We start from the raw sequence: 23,337 nt of genomic DNA on the forward strand, positions 1-23,337 counted from the left end.
CGTGTCTCAGTCCCGATGTGGCTGATCATCCTCTCAGACCAGCTACGGATCGTCGCCTTGGTGAGCCATTACCTCACCAACCAGCTAATCCGACATAGGCTCATCCGATAGCGCAAGGTCCGAAGAGCCCCTGCTTTCCCCCGTAGGGCGTATGCGGTATTAGCCTGGGTTTCCCCAGGTTATCCCCCACTACCGGGCAGATTCCTATGCATTACTCACCCGTCCGCCGCTCGCCACCAGGAAGCAAGCTTCCCGTGCTGCCGCTCGACTTGCATGTGTTAGGCCTGCCGCCAGCGTTCAATCTGAGCCATGATCAAACTCTTCAGTTTAAGATCATATAGTCCTTACCCTGACCCCTGCCGAAACAGGAGCAGAAAGCGGACCAAACTTGGCTCAAGGTCAAAGCTTCTCAAAAGACCCGAAGGTCTCGACGAGTCGCTTGCCTTGAAATGGTGTGACTTCTCACCACCTCATCGACAAGCGCCCACATGAATTACCTGATCGATTGTTAAAGAGCGGCTCCTTTTCTCTTCAAGCCTCAGCCTGAAGCGCGGAGCGTCTCGCTTGCTGTCGCGGCCGTCGATCCAGGGACCGAGGGGCCTCGCCAGCGCCCTGCGAGGAAGGCGTATTCTACTGAAGCGCCGGAGTTTGTCAACTCTCTTCGGGGCCGTCACCGAGGTGACCCTGACCGCGAAGACCAGCCGGAGCCGGCGGCCGCAAGCCCGCTTCCGGACCTGCTTTCGAGTGGGCGCATTCTACCGAATCCGCCGTGGGCGTCAAGTGAGAATTTTGCGAAGCGAATCGAAAAACTCAAACAACGACAACCACTTACCACTCTTCCCACCGCCTGCGACGTTGCCCGTCACCGGCAGCGGATGCGTACTTTACGGTTTTCCCCCGAGCCCCGCAAGGGGCGGCGGGAAAAATATTTCAGGGACGCAACACAGTGGCTTATCCACAGTCGCTCGCAGGCGAGCGGCTGTGGATGACTCATGTGAATGGTTCAGGCTGTCTCGCCCGCTTCCTTGCGCTTGCGGCTGGCACGGTCGAGCAGCGACAGGATCGAACGATACGGGATGCCGCCGTGCAACGACAGGCCGATCTCGCAGGTGCGCGAGTTGGAGTACCCCGCATCGCACTCCCCTACCTGCTCAGCCAGCCCCTTCAGGGCCGAGGCGTTGAGCTCCGGTGTCACCAGTCCCTTGTCGCCGGCAAAGCCGCAGCAGGTGATCTCTGCCGGCACCACAACTTCGCGGGCGCAGGCCCGCGCCAGGGCCACCATGCGTTCGCCCAGGCCCATGTGGGTGCTGGAGCAGGTCACGTGCACCGCCACTCGCTCGTCGAGCGGCATGACATCGAGGCGCGGCAGCAGATGCTCGTGGGCGAAGGCCACCGGCTCCTGCACCGTCAAGCGCTCGTCCAGCCGCCCCTGCATGTGCAGTACACAGGGGCTGGTGTCGCTCAAGATCGGGTAGCGGCCGTTCTGGCTGGCCACCAGCAGCTCGCGATTGAGTTCGCGCGCCTTGTGCGTGGCTTCGTCGAATTGACCCTTGGACTGGAACGCCATGCCGCAGCAGAGATGCCCTGGCATCTCCGGCACGATCACCTCGAAACCGGCCTTCTCCAGCAGTGAGAGGGTGATCTCCATAATCGAGCGCCGCTCGCTGTCGCCATGGCCGGCACCGAAGACACGGGTGGCGCAGGATGGGAAGTAGACCACCTTCTCCCGCACGCCATCGGTCGCGGGTTTGCGCTTGAGCACGCGCACCGGGGCCGCCTTGGGCAGGGTGGGTACCCACTGGGGCACCTTGCCGCCACTGGCCCGGGTGATGCCGCCACTCACCTTGGAGAGGCCCTTTTCGCCCAATACGGCACGTCCGACACCGGCCAGGTTGAGCATGCCCCGTGCCAGCCGCGTGGCACCGGAGAAGTGGCGCCCCACCCGGCGCGCCATGTCGGCATGCGGCGCCAGCCGCTCGCGGCGCATCTCGCGGATCAGCTCGCCGGTGTTGATCCCCACCGGGCACTGGGTGGCGCACAGGCCGTCGACGGCACAGGTCTCGTCGCCGGCGTAGCGGTAGTCCTGACGCAGCCGCTCGAGGCGTTCGGCCTCTTCGCCAGCGAGGCTTGTACCCATCGCTTCGAGCCTGGCCATCTCGCGGGCGGCGACGATACGCTGCCGCGGCGTGAGGGTGAGGTCCCGCGAGGGGCAGACATGCTCACAGAAACCGCATTCGATGCACTTGTCGACGATGGGATCGGCCGCTGGCAGCGGCTTGAGATTCTCCAGGTGCAGGGTCGGATTGCGGCTGAGGATGACGTCGGGATTGAGCAGATTCTCCGGGTCGAACAGCGCCTTGATCTGCCACATCAGCGCGTAGGCTTCGGGGCCCCACTCCAGCTCGACGTAGGGCGCCATGTTGCGCCCGGTACCGTGCTCGGCCTTGAGCGAACCGCCATATTCGACGCCGACCAACTGCGCCACCTCGTCCATCAGCGCCTGGTAGCGCTCCACCTCACCGGGCTTCTCGAAGCCCTGGGGGAAGACGAAGTGCAGGTTGCCCTCCAGGGCATGCCCGAACAGGATCGCCTCCGGGTAGCCGTGGCGATGGAAGGCGTCGGTCAGCGCCAGCACGCCTTCGTCGAGCCGCTCGATGGGGAAGGCGACGTCCTCGATGATCACCGTGGTGCCGGTATCGCGCACCGCCCCCACGGCGGGGAAGAGCCCCTTGCGGATCTTCCAGTAGAGCTCGTAGAGGCCTTTTTCACGGGTGAAGGTGACCGGCTCCAGGGTGTGGATGCCCTCGAAGATGGCCTGCACCGCCTCGAGCCGCGCCTGAAGCTCCGCTTCGTCGTTGCCGCGCACGTCGATCAGCAGTGCCGCCGCCCCTTCGGGCAGGCGCTTGAGCCCCTCGGGCATGCCCGGCTTGTTCTCCACCGAGCGCAGCGCGGCACGATCCATCAGCTCCACCGCCGAGACCGGCGCTGGCTTGAGCGCGATGGTGGCGCGGCAGGTGGTGGCCATGTCGGGCAGGAAGACCAGCGCGGCGGCCTTGTGCGGCTCGTCGATAACGGTGTCGTAGGTGATGGTGCTAATGAAGCCGAGGGTACCCTCGGAGCCGATCATCAGGTGCTTGAGGATCTCGATGCCGTCGTCGAAGTCGACCAGGCTGTTGAGCGCGTAGCCGGTGGTGTTCTTGAGCCGGTACTTGTGGCGGATCTTCTCCGCCAGCGCCGAGTTGGCCCGGGTCTCGGCGGAGAGACGCTCGAGTCCTTCGACGAGCTCGGCATGGCTGCGGCGGAACGCCGCGCAACTGGCCGGGTCGGCGGTGTCCAGGCGGGTGCCATCGGCCAGGATCACGCGCATGTCGCGCACCGTGCGGTAGCTGTTCTGCGCCGTGCCGCAGCACATGCCCGAGGCGTTGTTGGCGGCGATCCCGCCCACCATGCAGCTGTTGATGGAGGCCGGATCGGGGCCGATCTTGCGCCCGAAGGGGGCCAGCAGCTGGTTGGCCCGCGCGCCGATCACCCCGGGCTGCAGGCGAATGGCCCGGCCATTGTCGAGGACCTCGTGGCCGCGCCAGCCCTCGCGCAGCTGGATCAGCACCGAATCGGTCACCGCCTGGCCCGAGAGCGAGGTGCCGGCGGCGCGGAAGGTGACTGGAAGGCCGCGCCGGCGACAGCCGGCCAGCACCGCCATCAGCTCGTCCTCGTCGGCGGGGCGCACCACCAGCTTGGGAATGAGCCGGTAGAAGCTGGCGTCGGTGCCGTAGGCCAGGGTACGCAGCGGGTCGTCGATCAGCCGCTCGGCGGGCATGATCGCGAGCAGCTCCTGTTTGAGCGCCTGCCAGGCATCGGCGGCAGGTGCCGTCGTCGCAGCGCTCATGGTCGCTCCTCGGCATGACGCAACAGCACCACCAGCTCGCGCGGCCCGTGCACGCCATAGGCCAGGGTCTGCTCGATGTCGGCGGTCTTGCTCGGCCCCGAGATCAGCAGCGCGTTGGTGGGCATGCCGCCGGCCCAGCCGTGGGCTTCGACCACGTCGAAAAAGGTGTCTTCGATGGTGTCGGCATCGAGCACGGCGATGTGGATCGGCGGCACCAGGCTCAGCAGGCGCGGCTCATCGGGGGTCGGCCACAGCCACAGGCTACCGGTCTCGGCGATGGCGCCGCGGGTGGAGGTCAGGCCGGCATCGGTGTCGTGGAACTGCTCGTGCCGCCAGGTCTCGATATCGCGGTCGGCGTCGATCAGGACGACGTCGCCTTCGGCCAGGGCGGCGCGCGCCTCGGCGGCGACGGGGTGCTCCCGCCCCAGGGCCAGACGGCGAATGTCCTTGGCCTCGAGCAGCCCGGCAAGTGCCCTGGTCCAGTCATCGCGAGACGTGTGGATGACCTCGCCATGCACCGAGGTGATCCAGCGCTCGAAGCGCGCCAGCCGCTCCTGCTGGCTCCAGCCGCGCCCGCTGACCACGGCGAAATCGCTCTGCGGCGCCGTCAGCGGGCCATCGGTACGCTCACGCAGGCGTTTGAGAATGTTGTCACGGGCACTCATGAACGCTTCCCCCCATCCTCGTCGGACTTGCCTGCCTGATGGCGTTTGGCCTTGTGCTGTTTAACCAAGGCATGCAGTGAAACCTTGGCCGGCTTGAGCGCAGTGCGGTATTCCGTCCACGGCCCCAGCTTCGAGGGCATCAGCGCCTGCAGCTTGCCGGCGATGGCCGTACTGCTGCGCCAGACGCCGGGGTGCGTGGCCAGCCACTGGAACCCTTTCCACGCTGCCACTTCCTTCTTGGTCCGCTTGACGCCGGCACCGGGCACGTTGCCGCGTCCCTCGCCCACCGCCTCGCGGCGCAGGCGCACCAGCAGGTCGGGAATCGGAATCTTGACCGGGCACACCTCGCCGCAGGCGCCGCACAGGCTCGAGGCGGTGGGCAGATCCTTGGTCGCCTCCAGGCCCATCATGTGAGGCATCAGGATGCTGCCGATGGGGCCGGGATAGGTGGTGCCGTAGGTATGCCCGCCAACCCGGGTATAGACCGGGCAGTGGTTCATGCAGGCGCCGCAGCGGATGCAGCGCAGGGTGTCGAGCAGCTCGTCATCCTGATAGATGTTGGAGCGACCGCTGTCGACCAGCACCAGATGGACCTCATTCGGCCCGTCGTGCTCGCCGAGCTTGCGCGGTGAGCTGATCATATTGAAGTAGGTGGTGACGTGCTGACCGGTGGCCGAACGGGTCAACAGCGCATAGAGCGGCGGCACGTCGCGCAGGTGCTCGACCACCTTTTCGATGCCGGTCACGGCGATGTGCACCGGCGGCACGGCGGTGGTCATGCGGCCGTTGCCCTCGTTCTCCACCAGGCACAGAGTGCCGGTCTCGGCCACGGCGAAGTTGACCCCCGAGATGCCCACGTCGGCGGCCATGAAGCGCTCGCGCAGTTGGGCCCGCGCGGCGGCGGTCATGGTGTCGACGTCTCGGGTACGCTCGGTGCCGGTCCTGGTGTGCATGATCTCGGAGATCTCATCGGTGTTGAGATGGATCGCCGGCATGATGATGTGCGAAGGCGTCTGCTCGTTGAGCTGCACCAGGTACTCGCCGAGGTCCGACTCCAGCGCCTCGATGCCCGCCTCTTCCAGGTGGGCATTGAGGTGCATCTCCTCGGAGACCATCGACTTGCCCTTGATCACCGCCTTGGCGCCGTGGCGCTGGCAGATCTCGCGAATGATGCGGCACGCCTCGTCGCCGTTCTCGGCCCAATGCACCTGAATGCCATTGGCCTGACAGTTGGCCTCGAGCCGCTCGAGCAGGTCAGGCAGCTTGGCCAACGCGCGCAGGCGGATGTTGGCGCCGAGCTCGCGCAGGGTCTCGAGATCCCAGTCGCTGAAGACGTCGCGGCGCTTGGCCATCAGGCCGTCCATCGCCTTGCGAAAGTTGGCGCGTATCTGAGGATTGCCCAGGGCATCGTGGGCCTGGCGATGGAACTCGCGAGGAGTGAACGTCTGTACTTCGGAAGCGCTCATGAGGTCCTCCGCCACAGGTAGCTGGCGATGTGCTCACCGGAAACCGCCTTGCCCTGATGCTCGAAGCGACCGGCAATGTTCATCAGGCAGCCGCAGTCAGAGGTGACGAAGCGCCTCGCCCCGGTAGCCTCGATGGCCTGGGTCTTGTCTTCCACCATGGCGGCAGAGACCTCCGGGTGGCGCACGGCGAAGGTGCCGCCGAAACCGCAGCATTCCGTGGCACGGGCCTGCTCCACCAGCTCGACCTGGCCCATGCGGGCGAGCAACGCGGGCCCGGTTTCCCCCAATCCCATTTCGCGCCGGGCGCTGCACGAGGTATGCATGGCCACCTTTTCCGGCTGCCCGCGATCCTCGAGCCTGAGCTGACAGACATGCAACAGGAACTCAGTGAGCTCATAGATGCGTCCGGCCACCTCGTTGGCCCGGGCCTCATGCTCGGTGCCGGCAAAGAGCTGAGGGTAATGGGTACGCATCATGCCGCCACAGGAACCTGAAGGCACGACGATCGGCCAGGGCTCGGGAAAGAGATCGAGCTGCGCTGCCGCCACTGCCCGCGCCTCGTCGTGATAGCCGGAGGTGTAGGCCGGCTGGCCGCAGCAGGTCTGCGCCTGAGGATAGACCACCTCGATTCCCTCGCGCTCCAACAGGCGGATACCATCCATTCCCGCTTCAGGATAAAAGAGGTCGATCAGGCAGGTGCCGAAGAAGTAGACCTTCTCCGGCTTGGGTGGGTACAGCTTGACTGGCGTCATGAGGCTCCCTCACTGTCGGCCTGTGGGCAGTGGCGGTCTTGCGAATTGTTGGAATCTGGCCAAGAAAAAATTGGTAAAACCAATTTACCTGACTGAAGTCGTTGAACCTTAGGGGGCACTGCTGACAGTGTCAACGACAAGACCTTCCTTAATCGCTTCACTGGCATAGACTTTGGTCTAGAACACCACTAAAGAAGTGTCGATGCCACTCTTCCTCTTTCAGAAAGTGCGAAAGGCGGATTGCATGAGAGCGAGAATCGAGCCAATATTGGTAAGACCAATTAAAGCCGAAAGGCTCCAGGATAGCCTCGCATGACCTACCACAACGTACGCCAACCACGTCTGGCCGATGTCATCACCGAGCGGCTCGAAGCGATGATCCTCGAAGGCAGCCTCAAGCCCGGTCAACGCCTGCCACCCGAGCGCGAACTGGCCGAGCGTTTTGGCGTCTCGCGCCCCTCGCTGCGCGAGGCGATTCAGAAACTGGCCACCCGAGGATTGCTGACCAGCCGTCAGGGCGGCGGCACCTTCGTGACGCGTGAACTAAACAGCGGTTACAGCGACCCCTTGTTGGACATGCTGGCCAGGCATCAGGAGTTTCACCTCGATCTGCTCGAATTCCGCGACGCCATGGAAGGCATTTCGGCCTACTATGCGGCACTGCGCTCCACCCCGGCCGACCGCGCCATGCTGATCAAGCGCTTCGAGGAGTTGGAGGCATGCTTTGCCGGCCGCGACCCCGAGCTAGAGGCCAAGGCAGATGCCGCCTTCCACCTGGCCATTGCCGAGGCCGCACATAACGTGCTGCTGCTACACACCATTCGTGGCATCTTCCACCTGCTGGAAAAGAGCATCGTCGACAACCTGGCCCACCTGTTCGAGAAGCCCCAGTCGCGTCCCATGCTGATGAAGCAGCACCGCGCCCTGCTCGACGCCATTCTCGAAGGTCGTGCCGAGGACGCCCGAGCGCGCTCCCACGAACACCTCGTCTTCGTCGAGGAGGAGCTGCTGGAAATGGAGCGCGCCGAAACCCGCGCCCAGCGGGCCCTGCGGCGCGCCCAGGCACTACCGGAAATCTAGCTGCAGGTAATCATCGAGTGAAAGGCCCCCATCGACCACCCCGCCTGTCGGTACCGCTACGTCGGCTGCTGCTGTTGCTGCTGCCGCTCGGATTGGTGCTGGTCACCTGGCAGGCCTCCCAGGTAGCGCGCGAACAGGCCCTGCAAACCCTGGTACGGGAAGCCGAGAACGAACTGCGCCTCTCGGCCGCCGGCCTGGAGGGGCATCTGACCCGCCATGACTACCTTCCGCAGCTGCTCGCCTCGCGCGAGATGATCAAGCGCTTTCTCAGCGGCCACGGCGAGCAGAACCCGATGCCGCTCAACCGGCTGCTCGACCAGTTCCGCGCCATTGCCGACGTCTCCGATGTCTACCTGCTCGATCGTCATGGTACGACGCTGGCCGCCAGCAACTGGCATATGGAAAACACCTTCATCGGTCATAACTACTCCTTTCGCAGCTACTACACCGACGCGATAGAGGGCGGTCGCGGCCGCTTCTTCGGCCTGGGCACCCAGTCACTCGAGCGCGGCTACTACTTCTCCGCCCCCGTATGGCTGGATGAAACGACCCCGGATGCCCGTCCGGATGGCGTCATGGTCATCAAGATCCTGCTCGATGAAGTCGAGGAGAGCTGGGCTGAGCAGGATGCCGAACTGCTGGTCACCGATCATGACAACATCATCTTCATGGCCAGCCGTCCCGAGCTACGCATGGCGGCGCTGTTTCCCCTCACGGAAGCCGAGCGTCAGAACTTGCTGGCTGCCCGGCGCTACGCCGACGAACCCCTGTCCCCCTCGGGCATCGATGTCTATGAGCAGCGCCCGGATGGCAGCCGACTGGTGAGATTCGACACCGGCCCGCTGGCGGAAGAGAGCTATCTGGGGCTGTCCCGCCACTTGGAAGCCTATGACTGGGACATGCATATCCTCAAGCCCCTGGGCAGCGTCTACCAGGCGCAGTGGCTTGCCGCCGCACTGGCTGGCGGCCTGTACGGCGTCGTGGTGCTGGCAGGCGGCATCGGCTGGCAGCGCTGGCGCCTGCGCCGCGAGCGCGAGCTGTTTGCCGAGCGCGAACGCCGCACCCTGGCCCAGGCGCGCGACGAGCTGGAGCGCAACGTCGAGCTGCGCACCCACGATCTGATGGAAACCAACCGGCTGCTTTCGGACGAGATCGAGGAGCGGCGTCGCGCCGAGGAGAATCTGCGCCAGACCCGCGACGAGCTGATCCAGGCCGCCAAGCTCGCCGTGCTGGGCCAGCTGGCGGCCGGTATCAATCATGAACTCAACCAGCCGCTGGCCGCCATTCGCGCCTATGCCGAGAATGCCCGTACCTTTCTCGAGCGCCAGCGGCTGGAGGCTGCCGACGCCAATCTGGCCCAGGTCGTCGAGCTGACCGAGCGCATGGCCGAAATCAGTGCCCAGCTACGACAGTTCTCACGCAAGAGCAGCAGCTCGCTGACAGCGGTCTCGGTTCAGGCCTGCTTCCGGTATGCCCTGCGGCTCTATCAGAATCGGCTGCACGACGTCGAGGTCGTGCGGGACTGGGGCGATGAGGTTTGGGTCCATGCCGACCTGGTGCGTCTCGAACAGGTGCTGGTCAACCTGATCGGCAATGCCCTTCAGGCGATGGCGGAAACGCCCGAGCCCACTCTCATTCTCAGCGTCGAGGTCGAGGCCGAGCGGGTATTCATCGGCGTCAGCGATTCGGGCCCCGGCATTCCCGAAGCGCACCTGGCACGGATCTTCGAGCCCTTCTTCACTACCAAGTCGCCGGGCAGCGGGCTGGGGCTGGGACTTTCCATATCGGCGCGTATCATCAGGGATCTGGGCGGTAACATCGATGCCAGCAACGTACCTGGCGCCGGGGCACGCTTCACCATTACCCTGCCCCGCATGGAGAAACCCGACGACGCTCAGCCATCGCCAATCCAGGAGCAGCAATCCCATGCATGACCCGGCGCCCATCCCGGTACTGATCATCGATGACGAACCCCACCTGCGCATCACCGCCGGCCAGACCCTGGAACTGGCCGGCTACCAGCCACAGCCCTACGCCAGCGCCGAGAGCGCCCTGAAAACACTCACTCCCGACTTTCCCGGTGTGATCGTCAGCGACATCCGCATGCCGGGCATGGATGGCATGGCGCTGCTGCGCGAGGTACGGCTACGCGACCCGGACCTGCCGGTCATCCTGATCACCGGCCATGGCGACATCTCCACCGCCGTGGAAGCCATGCGCGAGGGCGCCTGGGACTTTCTGGAGAAGCCGTTTGCCGGCGAGCGGCTGGTCGAGATGGTACGCCGCGGCATCGACAAGCGCCGCCTGAGCCTGGAAAACCGCCAGCTCAAGGCCGAGCTGGAAGCCCAACAGGCTGCCCCTGGGCCGCGCCTGGTGGGGAGAACGCCGGCGATTCATCGACTCGCCTCCATGGTACAGCGCATTGCTCAGGTGGAGACCGACGTGCTGCTGTTCGGCGAAACGGGTACCGGCAAGGACCTGGTGGCCCGTGCCATCCACGAACGCAGTCCTCGCGGCGGACATCCCTTCGTCGCCATCAACTGCGGCGCCGTGCCCGAAAGCATCATCGAATCGGAGCTGTTCGGTCATGAGAAGGGCGCCTTCACCGGCGCCGTGGAGCGGCGCATCGGCAAGTTCGAGCATGCCAACGGCGGCACGGTCTTTCTCGACGAGATCGAGTCCATGCCGCTGGCACTGCAGGTCAAGCTGCTGCGCGTGCTGCAGGAGCGCTGTATCGAACGCCTCGGTGCCAACGAACACATCCCGCTCGACATTCGCGTCATCGCGGCCACCAAGGTCGACCTCAAGCTCGCCGCCGAGTCCGGTGAGTTCCGCGAGGACCTCTACTACCGTCTCAACGTGGTCACCCTGCCGCTCCCGCCTCTGCGCGAACGGCGCGAGGACATCCCCCTACTGTTCCAGCACTTTGCCGTGGTCGCCTCCAATCGCAGCGGTCTGGAAGCGCCGCCGCTGGGCACCAGCGGCGTCTCGACGCTGATGGCCCACGACTGGCCGGGCAACGTACGCGAACTGCGCAATCTGGCCGAGCGCTATGTGCTGCTCGGCTCGGCCTTCGACTATCGGATCGACATGCTGCTGGAGGGCGTCGAATCGGACGTCGCCGAGTTGGCCCTGCCGCAGCAGGTGGAGCTGTTCGAGAAGAGCCTGATCAGCCAGTCGCTGGTCAGCCATCGCGGCAGGATCACCGAGGTCTGCGAACATCTCGGGCTGCCGCGCAAGACGCTCTACGACAAGCTGCGCAAGTACGGTCTCAAGGCCGAGGACTATCGCCACAAGGCCACGCCCTGAGCCAGCAACTCCAGCAGCGCTGACCAGGCCGGCAGCCATGGCAGCAGCGCCACGCCGGCCATGAGCATGGCCAACGAGTTGCCCGGAGACTTGATGTCGAGAGGCTTGAGCGCCGTGCCGAAGGAGCGTTTGATGCGCGCCCCGGTGAGATCGACGCTGTAGATTTCATCCAGTGCCAGATGGATGACGAAACCGAGGCAGACGGCAACACCGTGCACCCAAGCCAACCGGGCAGGCTGGACGAACAGCTGGTAACTCACCGCTGCCGCCGCCAGCCCGCACAGAGCGGCGGCCAGCAGCGAATGCCAGATGCCCCGGTGCACGGTGAAGCGGCTGAATACGCCACCGGCAACGTAGCGCACCGTGAGATAGAGCAGACCGCACACCACCAGCAAGTAGCCCGGGGCCAGATGCCCCTGCAACAGCAGTGCTCCCAGCACCACGCTGGGCACCGCCAGTAGATTGAAGATGAGGCGAATCGCCTTGGAACTGTCGGCATCGATGTCGGGCAGGATGCCCCCGAAGGTCACCAGCCCGAACACGACCCCGCCCTGCCACAGCTCCCACAGCCCTACCTGCCAACCGCCATGGGCCAGTACGGCGCCGCCGGCGGCGGCCACGCCAAGATGGGTGCGGAAATCGGCCATGCCGGGACAAGCCCTCTACTGGATAAAAAGCCAGATTATCGCTTGCACCTACATGAATAACAACGGGTTAGAGGCTCAAACTGCGCAAGGATCGCAACCGCGTGTTACCCGCCATGCTCCGCAAGGTACTGATCCTTGAGCTTGACGTAGTTGCCGGCGGTATAGGGAAAGAACTGCCGCTCGCTCTCCTTCAGCGGACGCAGCGCCTTGGCCGGGTTGCCGGCGTAGACATGGCCGCTCTCGAGACGCTTGCCCGGGGTCACCACGGCACCGGCGGCGATGATCACCTCGTCCTCGACCACGGCGCCATCCATGACGATGGCCCCCATGCCCACCAGGATGCGACTGCCCAGCGTGCAGCCGTGCAGGATCGCCTTGTGGCCGATGGTGACGTCGTCGCCGATGGTGAGCGGGAATCCGCCCGGGTTGAAATCGCTGGCGTGGGTGATGTGCAGCACGCTGCCGTCCTGCACGCTGGTACGCGCGCCGATGCGGATACGGTGCATGTCGCCACGAATCACCGCCATGGGCCACACCGAGCAGTCGTCGCCCAGCACCACGTCGCCCAGCACCACGCAGGCCGGATCGACGTAGACCCGCGCGCCCAGAGAGGGGCGCTTACCCTGCCAGCTGCGCAGGGGATCGTTCACGCTCATGCAAACCTCCAGCCCGGCTTCTGCGCCGGTCACATCGAATGGTTACAGCAGCCCGGCCGCCAGTACCACGACCGTCAGGGGAATCGAGACCCAGCGTAACACCGTTCGCCACAGCACGAAGCCGGGCTCTGCCACGCCCAGCGCCGCCTGCGCCTCGGCTTTCGGCATCACCCAGGCAGCAAAGATGGCGATCAACAGACCGCCCACCGGCAGAAAGATCTCGGTGGGAATGGTGGTCACCAGATCGAAGGCGTTCATCCCGAACAGCGGCCGCCACTCGGCCAGGGCGGAGAACGACAGCACCGACAGCAGACCGACCAGCCACACGGCGATGCCGACCACCGCAGTGGCCTTGCCGCGACCGAACCCCAGCCCCTGCAGCGTGGCCACCATCGGCTCGGCCAGGTTGATCGACGAGGTCCAGGTCGCCAACAGCAACAGCAGGAAGAACACGCTGAGCCACAGCGCCCCCCAGGGCAGCTCGGCAAAAGCGATGGGCAGGGTGACGAACATCAGGCCCGGCCCCTCGCCGGGATCCATGCCCTGAGAGAATACCACCGAGAAGATGGCGATGCCGGCCAACAGCGCCACGCTCACGTCCAGCACCGCCACGGCAGCGGCGGCGCGCGGCAGGCTCTGATGCTCCGGCATGTAGGCGCCATACGCCATTAGCGCGCAGGCTCCCACCGCCAGAGTGAAGAAGGCATGGCCCATGGCATGCAGCACCACCAACGGCGTAATGGCCGAGAAGTCCGGCATGAACAGCCACGCCAGCGCCGGGCCGAAGCCGTCGGTGGTGGCGGCATAGAGGGCCAGCATGACAAGCAGCAGGTACAGCAGCGGCATCAGCAGATTGTTGAGTCGCTCCAGCCCCTTGGCCACGCCGGCCGCCACCACGGTCATGGTCATGAACAGGAACAGCGTGTGGTTGAACGTCATACGCAGCGGGTCGGCCAGGAAGGCCTCGAAGCCGGCACCGACCTCGGCCGCACTCAGCCCCACGAAACCACCGTTCACCGCGGTGACGAAGAACTCGATGGACCAGCCCGACACCACCGAGTAGAACGACAGGATGCAAAAGACGGTAAAGGCACCGAACAATCCCAGCAGCCTCCAGTGACGGCTGGCCCCGGCCTGCCCGGCCAGATAGCCCAGCGCCTGCATCGGCGCGCGACGGCCGGCCCGGCCGATCAGGATCTCGGCCATCATCACGGGCAACCCCAGCAGCAGCACGAAGGCGATATAGAGCACCAGGAAGGCGGCCCCACCGTTTTCGCCGGTGATGTAGGGAAAGCGCCAGATGTTGCCCAGCCCCACGGCTGCGCCGGTCACCGCCAGGATGAAGGCGCGCCGCGTGCTCCAGCGCTCCAAGGTTGCGTTCATGCCGTTACCTCGACTTTCGTGGAGGCGCAAGCCTATCAGGCCGACACTCCGCGACCAATCCCCGGCGGGATTGAAACCCGTGACACCTGGCCGCATCTAATCGCTATTCTGCACTTATACCCAACACGCCTTGAGGTGCGCATGTCCCACAATCCCCTGCTTGAATCCCACGAGCTGCCCCCTTTCGCCGAGATCAAGCCGGAGCACGTGGTACCGGCCATCGACAAGCTGCTGGCCGACAATCGCGCCGGCATCGAGGCGCTGATCGAGCGCGCCGAGCAGGAGACGCCCAGTTGGGATAGCCTGGCCGCGCCGCTCGAGGCACTCAACGATCGCCTGTCGCGCGCCTGGTCGCCGGTGTCGCACCTCAACGGCACCATGAACTCGCCGGCCCTGCGCGAGGCCTATCAGGCCTGTCTGGGCAAGCTCTCGGACTACAGCACCTGGATGGGCCAGCACGAGGGGCTGTTCCGTGCCTGGCAGGCCCTCAAGGAAGGGCCCGCCTGGGCCGAGCTGGACGAAGCTCAGCGTCGCAGCGTCGACAACACCCTGCGCGACTTCCGCCTTGCCGGGGTCGACCTGCCGCCAGAGCAGAAGCGTCGCTACGGCGAGATCAAGGCACGCCTGTCGGAGCTTGCCAACACCTTCTCCAACCAGCTGCTCGACGCCACCCAGGCCTGGCACAAGGATATCGACGACGCGGCCCGGCTGGCCGGTCTGCCCGAGAGCGCCCTGGCGACGCTTGCCGCCAACGCCGAGGCCAAGGGAGCGAAGGGCTACCGCATCACCCTCGACTTCCCCAGTTTCTATCCGGTGCTGACCTTCGCCGACGACCGCGAGCTGCGCCGCGAGGTGTACACGGCCTTCGTTACCCGCGCCTCGGACCAGGGCCCCAATGCCGGCGAGTACGACAACGCCCCGGTCATCGAAGAGACGCTGCGCCTGCGCCGCGAACTGGCCGAGCTGCTGGGCTTCGCCAGCTATGCCGACTACTCGCTGGCCACCAAGATGGCCGAGTCGCCGCGCCAGGTGCTCGACTTCCTCGAGGACCTGGCGCGCCGCGCGGTGCCCCAGGCGAGGGAAGAGTTTGCCGAGCTCGAAGCCTACGCCCGCGACACCCTGGGCCTGGCCGAACTCGCCCCCTGGGACATCGGCTATGCCAGCGAGAAGCTGCGCGAAGCCCGCCATGCCATCTCCCAGGAGCAGCTGCGCCCCTACTTTCCCGCCCCCCGGGTCGTGGATGGGCTGTTCCAGGTGGTCGAGCGGCTCTACGGCGTTACCGTCGAGGAAGACCTGCAAGCCCCCCGCTACCACCCCGAGGTGCGCTATTTTCGCATTCTCGAGCGGGGCGAGCCGATCGCCGGCTTCTACCTCGACCTTTACGCCCGCGAGGGCAAGCGCGGCGGCGCCTGGATGGACGAGTGCCGGGTGCGCCGCTGCCGGGAAGACGGCGAACTGCAATTGCCCGTCGCCTACCTGACCTGCAACTTCACCCGCCCGGTGGGCGAGCGGCCGGCGCTGCTGACCCACGACGAGGTCACTACCCTGTTCCACGAGTTCGGCCATGGGCTGCACCACATGCTGACCCGGCAGACGGTAGCCGACGTCTCCGGCATCAACGGTGTGGCGTGGGACGCGGTGGAACTGCCCAGCCAGTTCATGGAGAACTACTGCTGGGAGCGTGAAGGACTCGACCTGATCGCCGGCCATGTCGACAGCGGCGAGGCACTGCCCGCCGAGCTGCTGGAGCGCCTGCAGGCGGCCAAGAACTTCCAGTCGGCCATGGGCCTGGTGCGCCAGCTCGAATTCTCGCTGTTCGATCTGCGTCTGCATCACGAGCTGGCCGCCCCCACGGCCGCCGACGTGCAGGCACTGCTCGACGAAGTGCGCAGCGCCGTGTCGGTGGTGCCCAAGGCCGACTTCAACCGCTTCCAGAACGGCTTCAGCCATATCTTCGCCGGCGGCTATGCGGCGGGCTACTACAGCTACAAGTGGGCCGAGGTGCTCTCTGCCGACGCCTGGAGCGCCTTCGAGGAGGCCGGCATCTTCGACGCCGAGACCGGCCAGCGCTTCCGCAGCGAAATTCTCGAACAGGGCGGCGCCCGTGATGCCGCGGAGCTGTTCCGCGCCTTCCGCGGCCGCGAGCCCAGCGTCGAACCGCTGCTGCGTCACAGCGGCATTCGTGCCGCCTGACAGCACGGGCACGGCACGCTATCGTAGCCACACCGTCGCCGGCACTCGCCGGCGGCCCTTGCTCATGGAGGCAACATGGCCGTTCAGAAACGCTTCATCGCCGGCGCCGTCTGCCCCCGCTGTGCCGAGATGGACAAGATCCGCGCCTGGGAGCAGAGCGGCATACGCTATCGCGACTGCGTCAACTGCGACTTCTTCGAACAGGCCCCCATCGAGGAAGAGACGGCGGCCGAGCTCGAGACCCGCGTCAATCGCGAGCGTGAGGAGCAGCGCCGCAATGCCATCCAGACGGTGAGGATTCTCGACCCCGGGAGCCGCTGAGCGTGACAGGCCCGGGCACCAGCGATGCCGGGCAGCACAGGAGCGGACGCCGTCGCCTGGAGCTGCTCGGCCTGGCTGTCGCCGCCGCTCTGCTGCTGTCGCGCCCCGACCTGGCCACGCTGGCCGCCGGTCTGGGACTGTTCCTGTGGGGCATGACCCACCTGGAAGAGGCCATCAAGCGGCTTTCAGGTGGCACGCTCGACCGCTGGCTGCATGCCGCCACGCGCCACCCCGGGCGTGCGATTGGCGTCGGCGCCCTGGCCACTGCCGTGGTCCAGTCCAGCTCATTGATCACCCTGCTGGCGATGTCCTTCGTCAGCGCCGGTCTGGTCGCCCTGCCCGGCGCCATCGCCCTGCTGTTCGGTGCCAACCTGGGAACGACCACCGGCGCCTGGCTGATCGCCTCGCTCGGTCTGCGCTTCGACCTGGCCCACTATGCCATGCCGCTGCTCGCCCTCGGCCTGCTCGGCCGTTACCGCCTCAGCGGTCCGCCGGCCGGTATCGCCGCGCTGCTGCTGGGCATCGGCCTGCTGTTCCTCGGCATCGACTTCATGAAGCTCGGCTTCGAAGCCTGGCAGGATGGCCTGCGCCTCGACGGCCTGGCGGGCGACCGGCTGTGGCACTGGCCGCTGTTCGTGGCGATCGGCATCGTCGCCACCGTGGTCATGCAGTCGAGCCACGCCACGCTGCTGCTCACCCTGACGGCCCTGGCCTCGGGGCAGCTGCCCTACCTGCCGGCCCTGGCCATCGCCATCGGCGCCAACATCGGGACCACGGTCACCGCCATACTGGGCGCGCTTTCCGCCGGTGTCGCGGCACGCCGCCTGGCCGGGGCGCATGTGGTCTTCAATCTGGTCACCGCCGTGGTCGCCCTGGCGCTGCTGGTGCCGCTGGCCTGGCTGGTGGACGCCCTTGCCGAACTGGTGGGATTGGCGGCTACGGCCTGGCCGCTGAAGCTGGCCCTGTTCCATACCCTGTTCAACCTGCTCGGTATCGTGCTGATGCTGCCCTGGATCCCGCAGCTGGCCGGCTTGCTCGAGCGCCGCTTTCCCGAACCCACTCGGCTGCCGCCGTCGCAGGCGCGCTACCTCGACAGTACCGCCCTCAATCATGCGGATACCGCCGTTGCCGCCATGGAACAGGAGTGTCGGCGCCTCGACCGGCGCGCCTATCATCTGCTGTGCAGCGCCATCCTGCTTCCCAGCGCCGAGGTGATCGGTCACCCGCCGGAGCGGCAAGCGGTGGCGGCCCGCATCGATCCCGACGCCTGGCCAGGCATCGATACCCGCTACCAGGAGCGCATCAAGCCACTGCTCACCGAGATTCTGGAATTCCAGGCACGCCTCGATGTGCCGCTGACAGACGCTCAACAGGCAAGGCTGGACGAGCTGCAGGAACGCTCACTGCGCATGGTGGAAGCGGTACGCCTGGGCGAGGTACTGCAGCGTAGCCTGCTGCGCCATGCCGCGCCGGCCAGCCCGCTGCGCGAGGCCCACGACGATCTGCGCCTGGCCATTGCCACCGGCCTCAATCGACTCGCCGAGGAGAAGGAGGCTACTGCCATTGCCACCCCCGTCGAGGAGATACGCCGCCACTGGCAGCATGAGCTGGCCCAGCGGTTGCGGGAGCATCGCCTCGATCCATGGCTCGCCTCGTCGTTGATGAACGACCTGCACCAAGCCAGCCGTCTGATCGCAACGCTCACCGAAACGTCCTGCGCCTCCCAGTGTGTGGATAACCACACACACATTACGTAACCAGTGCGAAATCCCAGCCAAACCTGATTTTCTTCGCCTCGACTTTCGTCGAATGAAAAAAAAGTAATATCTTGTTTTTACAAGCACTGCCTCTGCATGGCGCAGCAATTGCCTATACTCATGTGCGTTACAACGTATTTCATAAGGACCCACTTCAGGTGGGCTCCCATAACGACAAAGGCAAATCGGAGTACTCCCATGCGCTATACCGCCTCCAAACTGATCGCCACCTCCGTGCTCGGTGCGGCCCTGGTCGCCGCCGGCGCCCAGGCCCAAGATCGCAGCGACTGGCCCCGCAGCCTGACCGTAGGTACCGCCAGCCAGGGTGGCACCTACTACATCTACGGCTCCGGCTGGGCCAACATGGTGGGCGACGCCCTCGGCGTTTCCTTCGGCGCCGAAGTGACTGGCGGCCCCGTTCAGAACGCCACCCTGGTACAGATGGGCGAGCACGACTTCGGCATGGTGACCATGGGTCCGGCCTACGAGGCATGGACCGGCAACAGCGAGCTTGCCCCGGGCGTCGAGCATACCGACATTCGCGCCGTATTCCCGATGTACCAGACCACCTTGCAGATCGTTGCCCTGGCCGGCTCGGGCATCAGTTCCGTTGCCGATCTGGACGGTAAGACCGTGGGCGTCGGCCCGGCGGGCGGTACTTCGGACATGTACTATCCGCAGCTGTTCGAGAAGCTCGGCCTGAACGTCAGCACCCGCAACGGCGGTGCCGCCGACCAGGCAGGCCAGCTGCAGGACGGCCTGATCGATGCCTTCGCCTTCGCCGCGGGCGTGCCGATCTCTGCCTTCAACCAGCTCGAAGCCCAAGCCAACGTCAACATCTTCTCCTTCTCCGAGGAAGAGATGGAGCAGTTCCTGGGCGACTTCCCCGAGCTGAGCCCGGCCAGCATCCCGGCCTCCGTCTACAACAGCCTGGACGAAGACCTGCCGGCCGTTTCGATCTGGAACTTCGCCATCACCCATAAGGACATGCCGGAGTCGCTGGTCTACGAAGTGACCAAGACCGTGATGGAAAACAACGACCGCATGGTCCAGATCCATGGTGCCGCCAGCGAGACGGTGCCGGAGAACTTCGAGTACAACACCTTCCTGCCCTGGCATCCGGGTGCCGTACGCTGGTTCGAAGAGAACGGCTACGAGATCCCGGAGGACCTGCGCGGCTGATCGATACGCGCATCGACGCCGGCCTTCGGGCCGGCGTCAACGCCTTAACCCCCTAAGGCAACTGTAACCCCTCAAGGCATCCCGGCATGACCCACGAAACCCAACCCGAACAAGCCGCCTCGAAGATCGGCACCGAAGGTGTCGCCGACATCCCGATCGCCCACAACGAGCGCGTGCTTTCCGGCCTGCTCGGCCAGACGGTATTTGCCGCCTGTGTCCTCTTTACGGCCATGCATCTCTATGCACTCAACGTCTCGCCGATCGAGACCTGGGCGTTTCGCATCATTCACGTGGCCGGTGGCCTGGCCGTAGGCTTCGCCATCACCGCCGCCTATACCCTGGACCGCAGCCCGGGCGAAAGGCACATAGGCAAGGTCGAGTGGTTGGCCATGATTCCGGCCGTAGCCGCCATCGTCTATGCCGCCTTCGCCATCGGTTATGCCTGGTTCATCCGGGAAACCCAGGGCACGCCCCCTGCCGGCTGGGTGCTGGTGCACATGAGCTGGGCACTGACGATCGCCACCGGTATCGCCATGATCAGCAGCTGGATCTGGCGCGGTTCGAGCCGCTCCGTCCACTGGGCCGACGCCGTGCTGATCGTCGCTTCGATCATCGTCGCCGCCTACCTGCTGTTCGTGCTGCAGCGCTGGCGCATGGCCGCCGGCACACCGTTTGCCGGACAGACCGAGTTCCTCGTCTCGGCCATCGGGGTGGCCCTGATCATGGAGCTCACCCGTCGCGTGGCGGGGCTGGCGCTGATCGTCATCACCGCCGTGTTCCTGGTCTATGCCTTTGCCGGCCCATACCTGCCCGGCCTGCTGGAACACCGCGGCTACTCGCCGCAGCGCTTCTTCACCTACCTGTATACCGACAACGGTATCCTCGGCGCGACCACCGCGGTCTCGTCCACCTACATCATTCTGTTCATCACCTTCGCCGCCTTCCTGCAGGCCTCCCGCGTGGGTGACTATTTCGTCAACTTCGCCTTCGCCGCCGCCGGTCGCGCGCGTGGCGGCCCGGCCAAGGTGGCGGTGTTCGCTTCCGGCCTGATGGGCATGATCAACGGCACCTCTGCCGGCAACGTGGTGGCGACCGGCTCGCTGACCATTCCGCTGATGAAGAAGGTCGGCTACCACCCGCGCAGCGCCGGCGGCATCGAGGCCGCGGCTTCCACCGGCGGCCAGATCGTACCGCCGATCATGGGCGCGGGCGCCTTCATCATGGCCGAGATCACCGGCATCCCCTATACCGAAATCGCCATTGCCGCGCTGATTCCGGCCGCCCTGTACTTCCTCTCCATCTACCTGATGGTCGATCTGGAAGCCCGCCGCGGCGGCATGCAGGGTCTGCCCAAGGACCAGCTGCCGGTATTCCGCTCGATGGTCAAGCAGGTCTATCTGTTCCTGCCCATCATCATCCTGATCGGCACCCTGTTCATGGGTTACTCGGTGATTCGTGCCGGTACCCTGGCGATGGTCAGCGCCGCCGTGGTGTCCTGGTTCACGCCCCACTGGATGGGTCCCAAGGCGCTGCTCAACGCCCTCTCGCTGGGCGCACGCATGGCCATTCCGCTGATCGCGGTATGTGCCTGTGCCGGTATCATCGTCGGCGTCATCGCCCTGACCGGCGTCGGTGCCCGCTTCGCCTCCATGCTGCTGGGCATCGCCGATGCCAGCCATCTGCTGGCGCTGTTCTTCGCCATGTGTATCTCGATCCTGCTCGGCATGGGCATGCCGACCACGGCGGCCTATGCGGTAGCCGCCTCGGTGGTGGCACCGGGCCTGCAGCAGATCGGCATTCCGCCGCTGGTGGCGCACTTCTTCGTGTTCTACTACGCGGTGCTCTCGGCCATCACCCCACCGGTGGCGCTGGCCGGCTATGCTGCCGCCGCCATCTCGGGAACCGATCCGCTGAAGACGGCCATGACCTCCTTCAAGTTCGGCCTGGCCGCCTTCATCGTGCCCTTCATGTTCTTCTACAGCCCCGCGCTGCTGATGGACGGCACCTGGATGCAGATCCTGCGCGTGGCCCTCACCGCGGGTGTAGGGATCTACCTGCTGGCCGCTTCGGTGCAGGGCTGGTTCCTCAACGGTGGCGTCAACCTCGTGCAGCGCGTGTTGCTGCTGGCCGCCGCGCTGTCGATGATCGCCGGCGGCTGGATGACCGACCTGCTCGGCGTCGGCATCGGCGGGCTGGTGTTCGTGTGGCAGGCTGCCGCGCTGAAGGCCAAGCCCAAGGCCCTGACCTGATCCGGGATCGGGCGCAAGCCAAGGTGGCCTCGGCCACCTTGGCTTCACCGCCCACCTCACCGACAGGAGACACACCATGAGCACTGGACGGTTCCCAACGCTGTATCCGTTAGCCGCTGCCTGCGCCCTGCTGTTCGCGAGCGCCCCCACCCTGGCCGATGAGCGGGCCAATTGGCCGGAAGAAGTCCTGTTGGGCACCGCCTCCCTCGGCGGCACCTATCAGGTCTATGGCGACGGTCTGGTGACCCGCCTCATCGACGAACTCGGCATTGACGCCGTTTCCCAGGCGACCGGCGGGCCCTATCACAACATGACGCTGGTCCATACCGGCGAGGCGGAACTGGGCTTGGTCACCTTGGGTCCGGCCCGCGAACTCTGGGACGGAGAGGCCGAATTCGCCCCCGGCGAGGAGATGCGCGACGTGCGCGCGCTCTTCCCCATGTACCAGACCCCCTTCCACGTGGTGACGCTGGCCGGCTCGGGCATCGAGAGCATCGCCGACCTGAGCGGCAAGCGGGTCGGGGTCGGCCCCATGGGCGGTACCTGCGCCGCCTACTGGCCGCAGTTTCTGGAAGCGCTGGGCGTCGAGGACGTGCATCTGCAGTATGCCGACGCCAACCATCTGGCCGACTATCTGACCTCACGGCTCAGTGACGCCTTCGCCTTCTGCGCCGGTCTGCCGATCAGAGCCTTCGAGCGTCTCGAGCGGCGGCGTGACGTGCACATGTTCGGCCTGACGGAGCAAGAGCAGAGCACCCTGCTGGACACCTTCCCGGTGTCGGCCTTCGAGATTCCCGCCGATACCTATGCCTCGATGGACGCTCCCCACGCTTCGGTGTCGTTCTGGAATTTCGCCATTGGCCACAAGGACCTGCCGGAGAGCTTCGTCTATGAGCTGATGAAGCTGGTGCTGGACCACCCCGACGCCATGATGGAGATCCACCCCGCCGCCATCGAAACCCGGGCGGAGCACCTCGACAAGAATGGCGTGATCTGGTTCCACCCCGGGGCGGTGCGCTACTACGAGGAGCAAGGCCTTGAAGTGCCGGCCGAAATGCTGCCACCCGAAATGCGCCCGGATGAGGACGCAGACGACGAAGACGCCAGCGACACGGACGACTGACGCCATCCTCACTGACACCCAATCTCACTGACACCCAATGAAGCGGCCCCGCCAGATGGCGGGGCCGAGTCGTTCAAGGGCTAGGAAGCGCAAGCGATACCGCTCAGGACTCGACCACGCCGCAGGCCATACGGCCGCCGCCGCCACCGAGTTCCGGCTCGTCGGAGTAGGTGTCGCCGCCTTCGTGGATCATCAGGCTGCGGCCCTGAACGTCGTCGACGGTGAGCCGCGGCGCCAGCACCGGCAGATCCGCCTCGCCGTCTTCGTTGACGATCAGTACCGGCAGGTCGCCCAGGTGACCGTCGCCATAGGGGCCCTGGTGGCTATCGGTCTCCTCGGGATCGTAGTGGCCGCCCGCCTCGCCGGCAGCTTGCATGTTGCCGTCCTCGTCTTCCCCCGGCTCGCAGCTGGGGTTCTCGTGGACATGGAAACCGTACACGCCGGGCGGCATCTCGCGCAGATCGGGGATAAGCAACAAGCCGTGGTCGGTATCTTCGAGCGTGATGGTGCCGATGGAATCCTCGATGCCATCGGCACTCACCCAGTTGATCTCGACTTCGTGGCCTTCCTGGGCCTGGGCTTGTCCCATTCCAGCGGCTAGCAGCAGGGAGGCGAAAGCGACTCCCGAAAGGTTGGCATGGCGCATCTAGCGACCTCCTGTTCCTGAT

Annotated in this window: 17 protein-coding genes and 1 rRNA gene; 9 read left to right on the forward strand and 9 right to left on the reverse strand. The window is 65.6% G+C overall.

What is annotated here, in order from left to right; genetic code table 11:
• From C4S71_RS19310 to C4S71_RS19330, 5 genes are all read right to left on the reverse strand, one after another.
• A 16S ribosomal RNA gene (locus C4S71_RS19310) occupies positions 1–329 on the reverse strand; the annotation flags it as partial.
• Between the two features lie 674 nt (positions 330–1,003).
• Complete coding sequence (locus C4S71_RS19315; RefSeq protein WP_103970244.1) at positions 1,004–3,886, reverse strand: FAD-binding and (Fe-S)-binding domain-containing protein; 2,883 nt, start codon at positions 3,884–3,886, stop codon at positions 1,004–1,006.
• A complete protein-coding gene (locus C4S71_RS19320; RefSeq protein WP_103970245.1) occupies positions 3,883–4,551 on the reverse strand; it encodes a LutC/YkgG family protein in 669 nt (222 codons plus the stop codon). The genes C4S71_RS19315 and C4S71_RS19320 overlap by 4 nt, the downstream gene beginning before the upstream one ends.
• On the reverse strand, positions 4,548–6,017 hold the full coding sequence (locus C4S71_RS19325) for a LutB/LldF family L-lactate oxidation iron-sulfur protein (RefSeq protein ID WP_103970246.1): 1,470 nt from the start codon (positions 6,015–6,017) through the stop codon (positions 4,548–4,550). The genes C4S71_RS19320 and C4S71_RS19325 overlap by 4 nt, the downstream gene beginning before the upstream one ends.
• Positions 6,014–6,769, reverse strand: a complete 756-nt coding sequence (locus C4S71_RS19330) for a (Fe-S)-binding protein (RefSeq protein WP_086511826.1) — start codon at positions 6,767–6,769, stop codon at positions 6,014–6,016. Before C4S71_RS19330 ends, C4S71_RS19325 begins: the two co-directional genes overlap by 4 nt.
• 312 nt (positions 6,770–7,081) lie before the next feature.
• Between C4S71_RS19330 and C4S71_RS19335 the strand changes: the two genes are divergently transcribed.
• Genes C4S71_RS19335 through C4S71_RS19345 form a run of 3 tightly spaced genes read left to right on the forward strand, consistent with a single transcriptional unit; the run spans position 7,082 to position 11,158 of the window.
• The gene (locus tag C4S71_RS19335; protein WP_086511827.1) at positions 7,082–7,849 is read left to right on the forward strand and encodes a GntR family transcriptional regulator; all 768 of its coding nucleotides are present in this window, start codon (positions 7,082–7,084) and stop codon (positions 7,847–7,849) included.
• Between the two features lie 17 nt (positions 7,850–7,866).
• Positions 7,867–9,783 (forward strand): sensor histidine kinase, encoded by a 1,917-nt coding sequence (locus tag C4S71_RS19340; protein WP_103970247.1) that lies wholly within the window; start codon positions 7,867–7,869, stop codon positions 9,781–9,783.
• The gene (locus tag C4S71_RS19345; RefSeq protein ID WP_103970248.1) at positions 9,776–11,158 is read left to right on the forward strand and encodes a sigma-54-dependent transcriptional regulator; all 1,383 of its coding nucleotides are present in this window, start codon (positions 9,776–9,778) and stop codon (positions 11,156–11,158) included. Before C4S71_RS19340 ends, C4S71_RS19345 begins: the two co-directional genes overlap by 8 nt.
• On the opposite strand, the gene C4S71_RS19350 is transcribed toward C4S71_RS19345, so the two are convergent.
• The 3 genes from C4S71_RS19350 to C4S71_RS19360 form a co-directional block, all read right to left on the reverse strand.
• Positions 11,134–11,805 (reverse strand): metal-dependent hydrolase, encoded by a 672-nt coding sequence (locus C4S71_RS19350; protein WP_103970249.1) that lies wholly within the window; start codon positions 11,803–11,805, stop codon positions 11,134–11,136. The two genes, C4S71_RS19345 and C4S71_RS19350, sit on opposite strands and share 25 nt — an antisense overlap.
• A gap of 104 nt (positions 11,806–11,909) precedes the next feature.
• Complete coding sequence (locus C4S71_RS19355; RefSeq protein WP_086511831.1) at positions 11,910–12,461, reverse strand: gamma carbonic anhydrase family protein; 552 nt, start codon at positions 12,459–12,461, stop codon at positions 11,910–11,912.
• Between the two features lie 42 nt (positions 12,462–12,503).
• Positions 12,504–13,844, reverse strand: coding sequence for a sodium-dependent transporter (locus C4S71_RS19360; RefSeq protein ID WP_086511832.1), 1,341 nt, complete (start codon positions 13,842–13,844; stop codon positions 12,504–12,506).
• A gap of 141 nt (positions 13,845–13,985) precedes the next feature.
• On the opposite strand from C4S71_RS19360, the gene prlC reads away from it, so the two are divergent.
• The 6 genes from prlC to C4S71_RS19390 all read left to right on the forward strand — a co-directional run bounded on the left by prlC (position 13,986) and on the right by C4S71_RS19390 (position 22,669).
• Positions 13,986–16,037, forward strand: a complete 2,052-nt coding sequence (prlC, locus tag C4S71_RS19365; protein ID WP_103970250.1) for an oligopeptidase A — start codon at positions 13,986–13,988, stop codon at positions 16,035–16,037.
• 75 nt (positions 16,038–16,112) lie between these two features.
• Positions 16,113–16,358: a YheV family putative zinc ribbon protein gene (locus C4S71_RS19370; RefSeq protein WP_086511834.1), complete on the forward strand. Its 246-nt coding sequence runs from the start codon at positions 16,113–16,115 to the stop codon at positions 16,356–16,358.
• 2 nt (positions 16,359–16,360) lie between these two features.
• Positions 16,361–18,115 (forward strand): Na/Pi cotransporter family protein, encoded by a 1,755-nt coding sequence (locus tag C4S71_RS19375; protein WP_103970251.1) that lies wholly within the window; start codon positions 16,361–16,363, stop codon positions 18,113–18,115.
• A gap of 198 nt (positions 18,116–18,313) precedes the next feature.
• On the forward strand, positions 18,314–19,297 hold the full coding sequence (locus C4S71_RS19380; protein WP_103970252.1) for a TAXI family TRAP transporter solute-binding subunit: 984 nt from the start codon (positions 18,314–18,316) through the stop codon (positions 19,295–19,297).
• Positions 19,298–19,383: 86 nt separating this feature from the next.
• Positions 19,384–21,546, forward strand: coding sequence for a TRAP transporter permease (locus C4S71_RS19385; protein ID WP_086511837.1), 2,163 nt, complete (start codon positions 19,384–19,386; stop codon positions 21,544–21,546).
• 76 nt (positions 21,547–21,622) lie between these two features.
• Positions 21,623–22,669, forward strand: a complete 1,047-nt coding sequence (locus C4S71_RS19390) for a TAXI family TRAP transporter solute-binding subunit (RefSeq protein WP_103970253.1) — start codon at positions 21,623–21,625, stop codon at positions 22,667–22,669.
• 103 nt (positions 22,670–22,772) lie between these two features.
• Here the strand turns inward: C4S71_RS19390 and sodC are convergent, their stop codons facing one another.
• Positions 22,773–23,315, reverse strand: a complete 543-nt coding sequence (sodC, locus tag C4S71_RS19395) for a superoxide dismutase family protein (protein ID WP_103970254.1) — start codon at positions 23,313–23,315, stop codon at positions 22,773–22,775.
• Positions 23,316–23,337 lie beyond the last annotated feature (22 nt).

It is taken from the genome of Billgrantia desiderata, from assembly GCF_900108215.1.
GTDB classification, from domain to species: domain Bacteria; phylum Pseudomonadota; class Gammaproteobacteria; order Pseudomonadales; family Halomonadaceae; genus Halomonas; species Halomonas desiderata.

Excerpts from the sequence above, each read along its gene's own strand:
- C4S71_RS19315 (WP_103970244.1), bottom strand. The coding sequence starts at position 3,886 with ATGAGCGCTGCGACGACGGCACCTGCCGCCGATGCCTGGCAGGCGCTC.
- C4S71_RS19345 (WP_103970248.1), top strand. The coding sequence starts at position 9,776 with ATGCATGACCCGGCGCCCATCCCGGTACTGATCATCGATGACGAACCC.
- C4S71_RS19385 (WP_086511837.1), top strand. The coding sequence starts at position 19,384 with ATGACCCACGAAACCCAACCCGAACAAGCCGCCTCGAAGATCGGCACC.
- prlC (WP_103970250.1), top strand. The coding sequence starts at position 13,986 with ATGTCCCACAATCCCCTGCTTGAATCCCACGAGCTGCCCCCTTTCGCC.
- C4S71_RS19335 (WP_086511827.1), top strand. The coding sequence starts at position 7,082 with ATGACCTACCACAACGTACGCCAACCACGTCTGGCCGATGTCATCACC.
- C4S71_RS19370 (WP_086511834.1), top strand. The coding sequence starts at position 16,113 with ATGGCCGTTCAGAAACGCTTCATCGCCGGCGCCGTCTGCCCCCGCTGT.
- C4S71_RS19350 (WP_103970249.1), bottom strand. The coding sequence starts at position 11,805 with ATGGCCGATTTCCGCACCCATCTTGGCGTGGCCGCCGCCGGCGGCGCC.
- C4S71_RS19360 (WP_086511832.1), bottom strand. The coding sequence starts at position 13,844 with ATGAACGCAACCTTGGAGCGCTGGAGCACGCGGCGCGCCTTCATCCTG.
- C4S71_RS19355 (WP_086511831.1), bottom strand. The coding sequence starts at position 12,461 with ATGAGCGTGAACGATCCCCTGCGCAGCTGGCAGGGTAAGCGCCCCTCT.
- C4S71_RS19380 (WP_103970252.1), top strand. The coding sequence starts at position 18,314 with ATGCGCTATACCGCCTCCAAACTGATCGCCACCTCCGTGCTCGGTGCG.
- C4S71_RS19320 (WP_103970245.1), bottom strand. The coding sequence starts at position 4,551 with ATGAGTGCCCGTGACAACATTCTCAAACGCCTGCGTGAGCGTACCGAT.
- sodC (WP_103970254.1), bottom strand. The coding sequence starts at position 23,315 with ATGCGCCATGCCAACCTTTCGGGAGTCGCTTTCGCCTCCCTGCTGCTA.
- C4S71_RS19390 (WP_103970253.1), top strand. The coding sequence starts at position 21,623 with ATGAGCACTGGACGGTTCCCAACGCTGTATCCGTTAGCCGCTGCCTGC.
- C4S71_RS19330 (WP_086511826.1), bottom strand. The coding sequence starts at position 6,769 with ATGACGCCAGTCAAGCTGTACCCACCCAAGCCGGAGAAGGTCTACTTC.
- C4S71_RS19325 (WP_103970246.1), bottom strand. The coding sequence starts at position 6,017 with ATGAGCGCTTCCGAAGTACAGACGTTCACTCCTCGCGAGTTCCATCGC.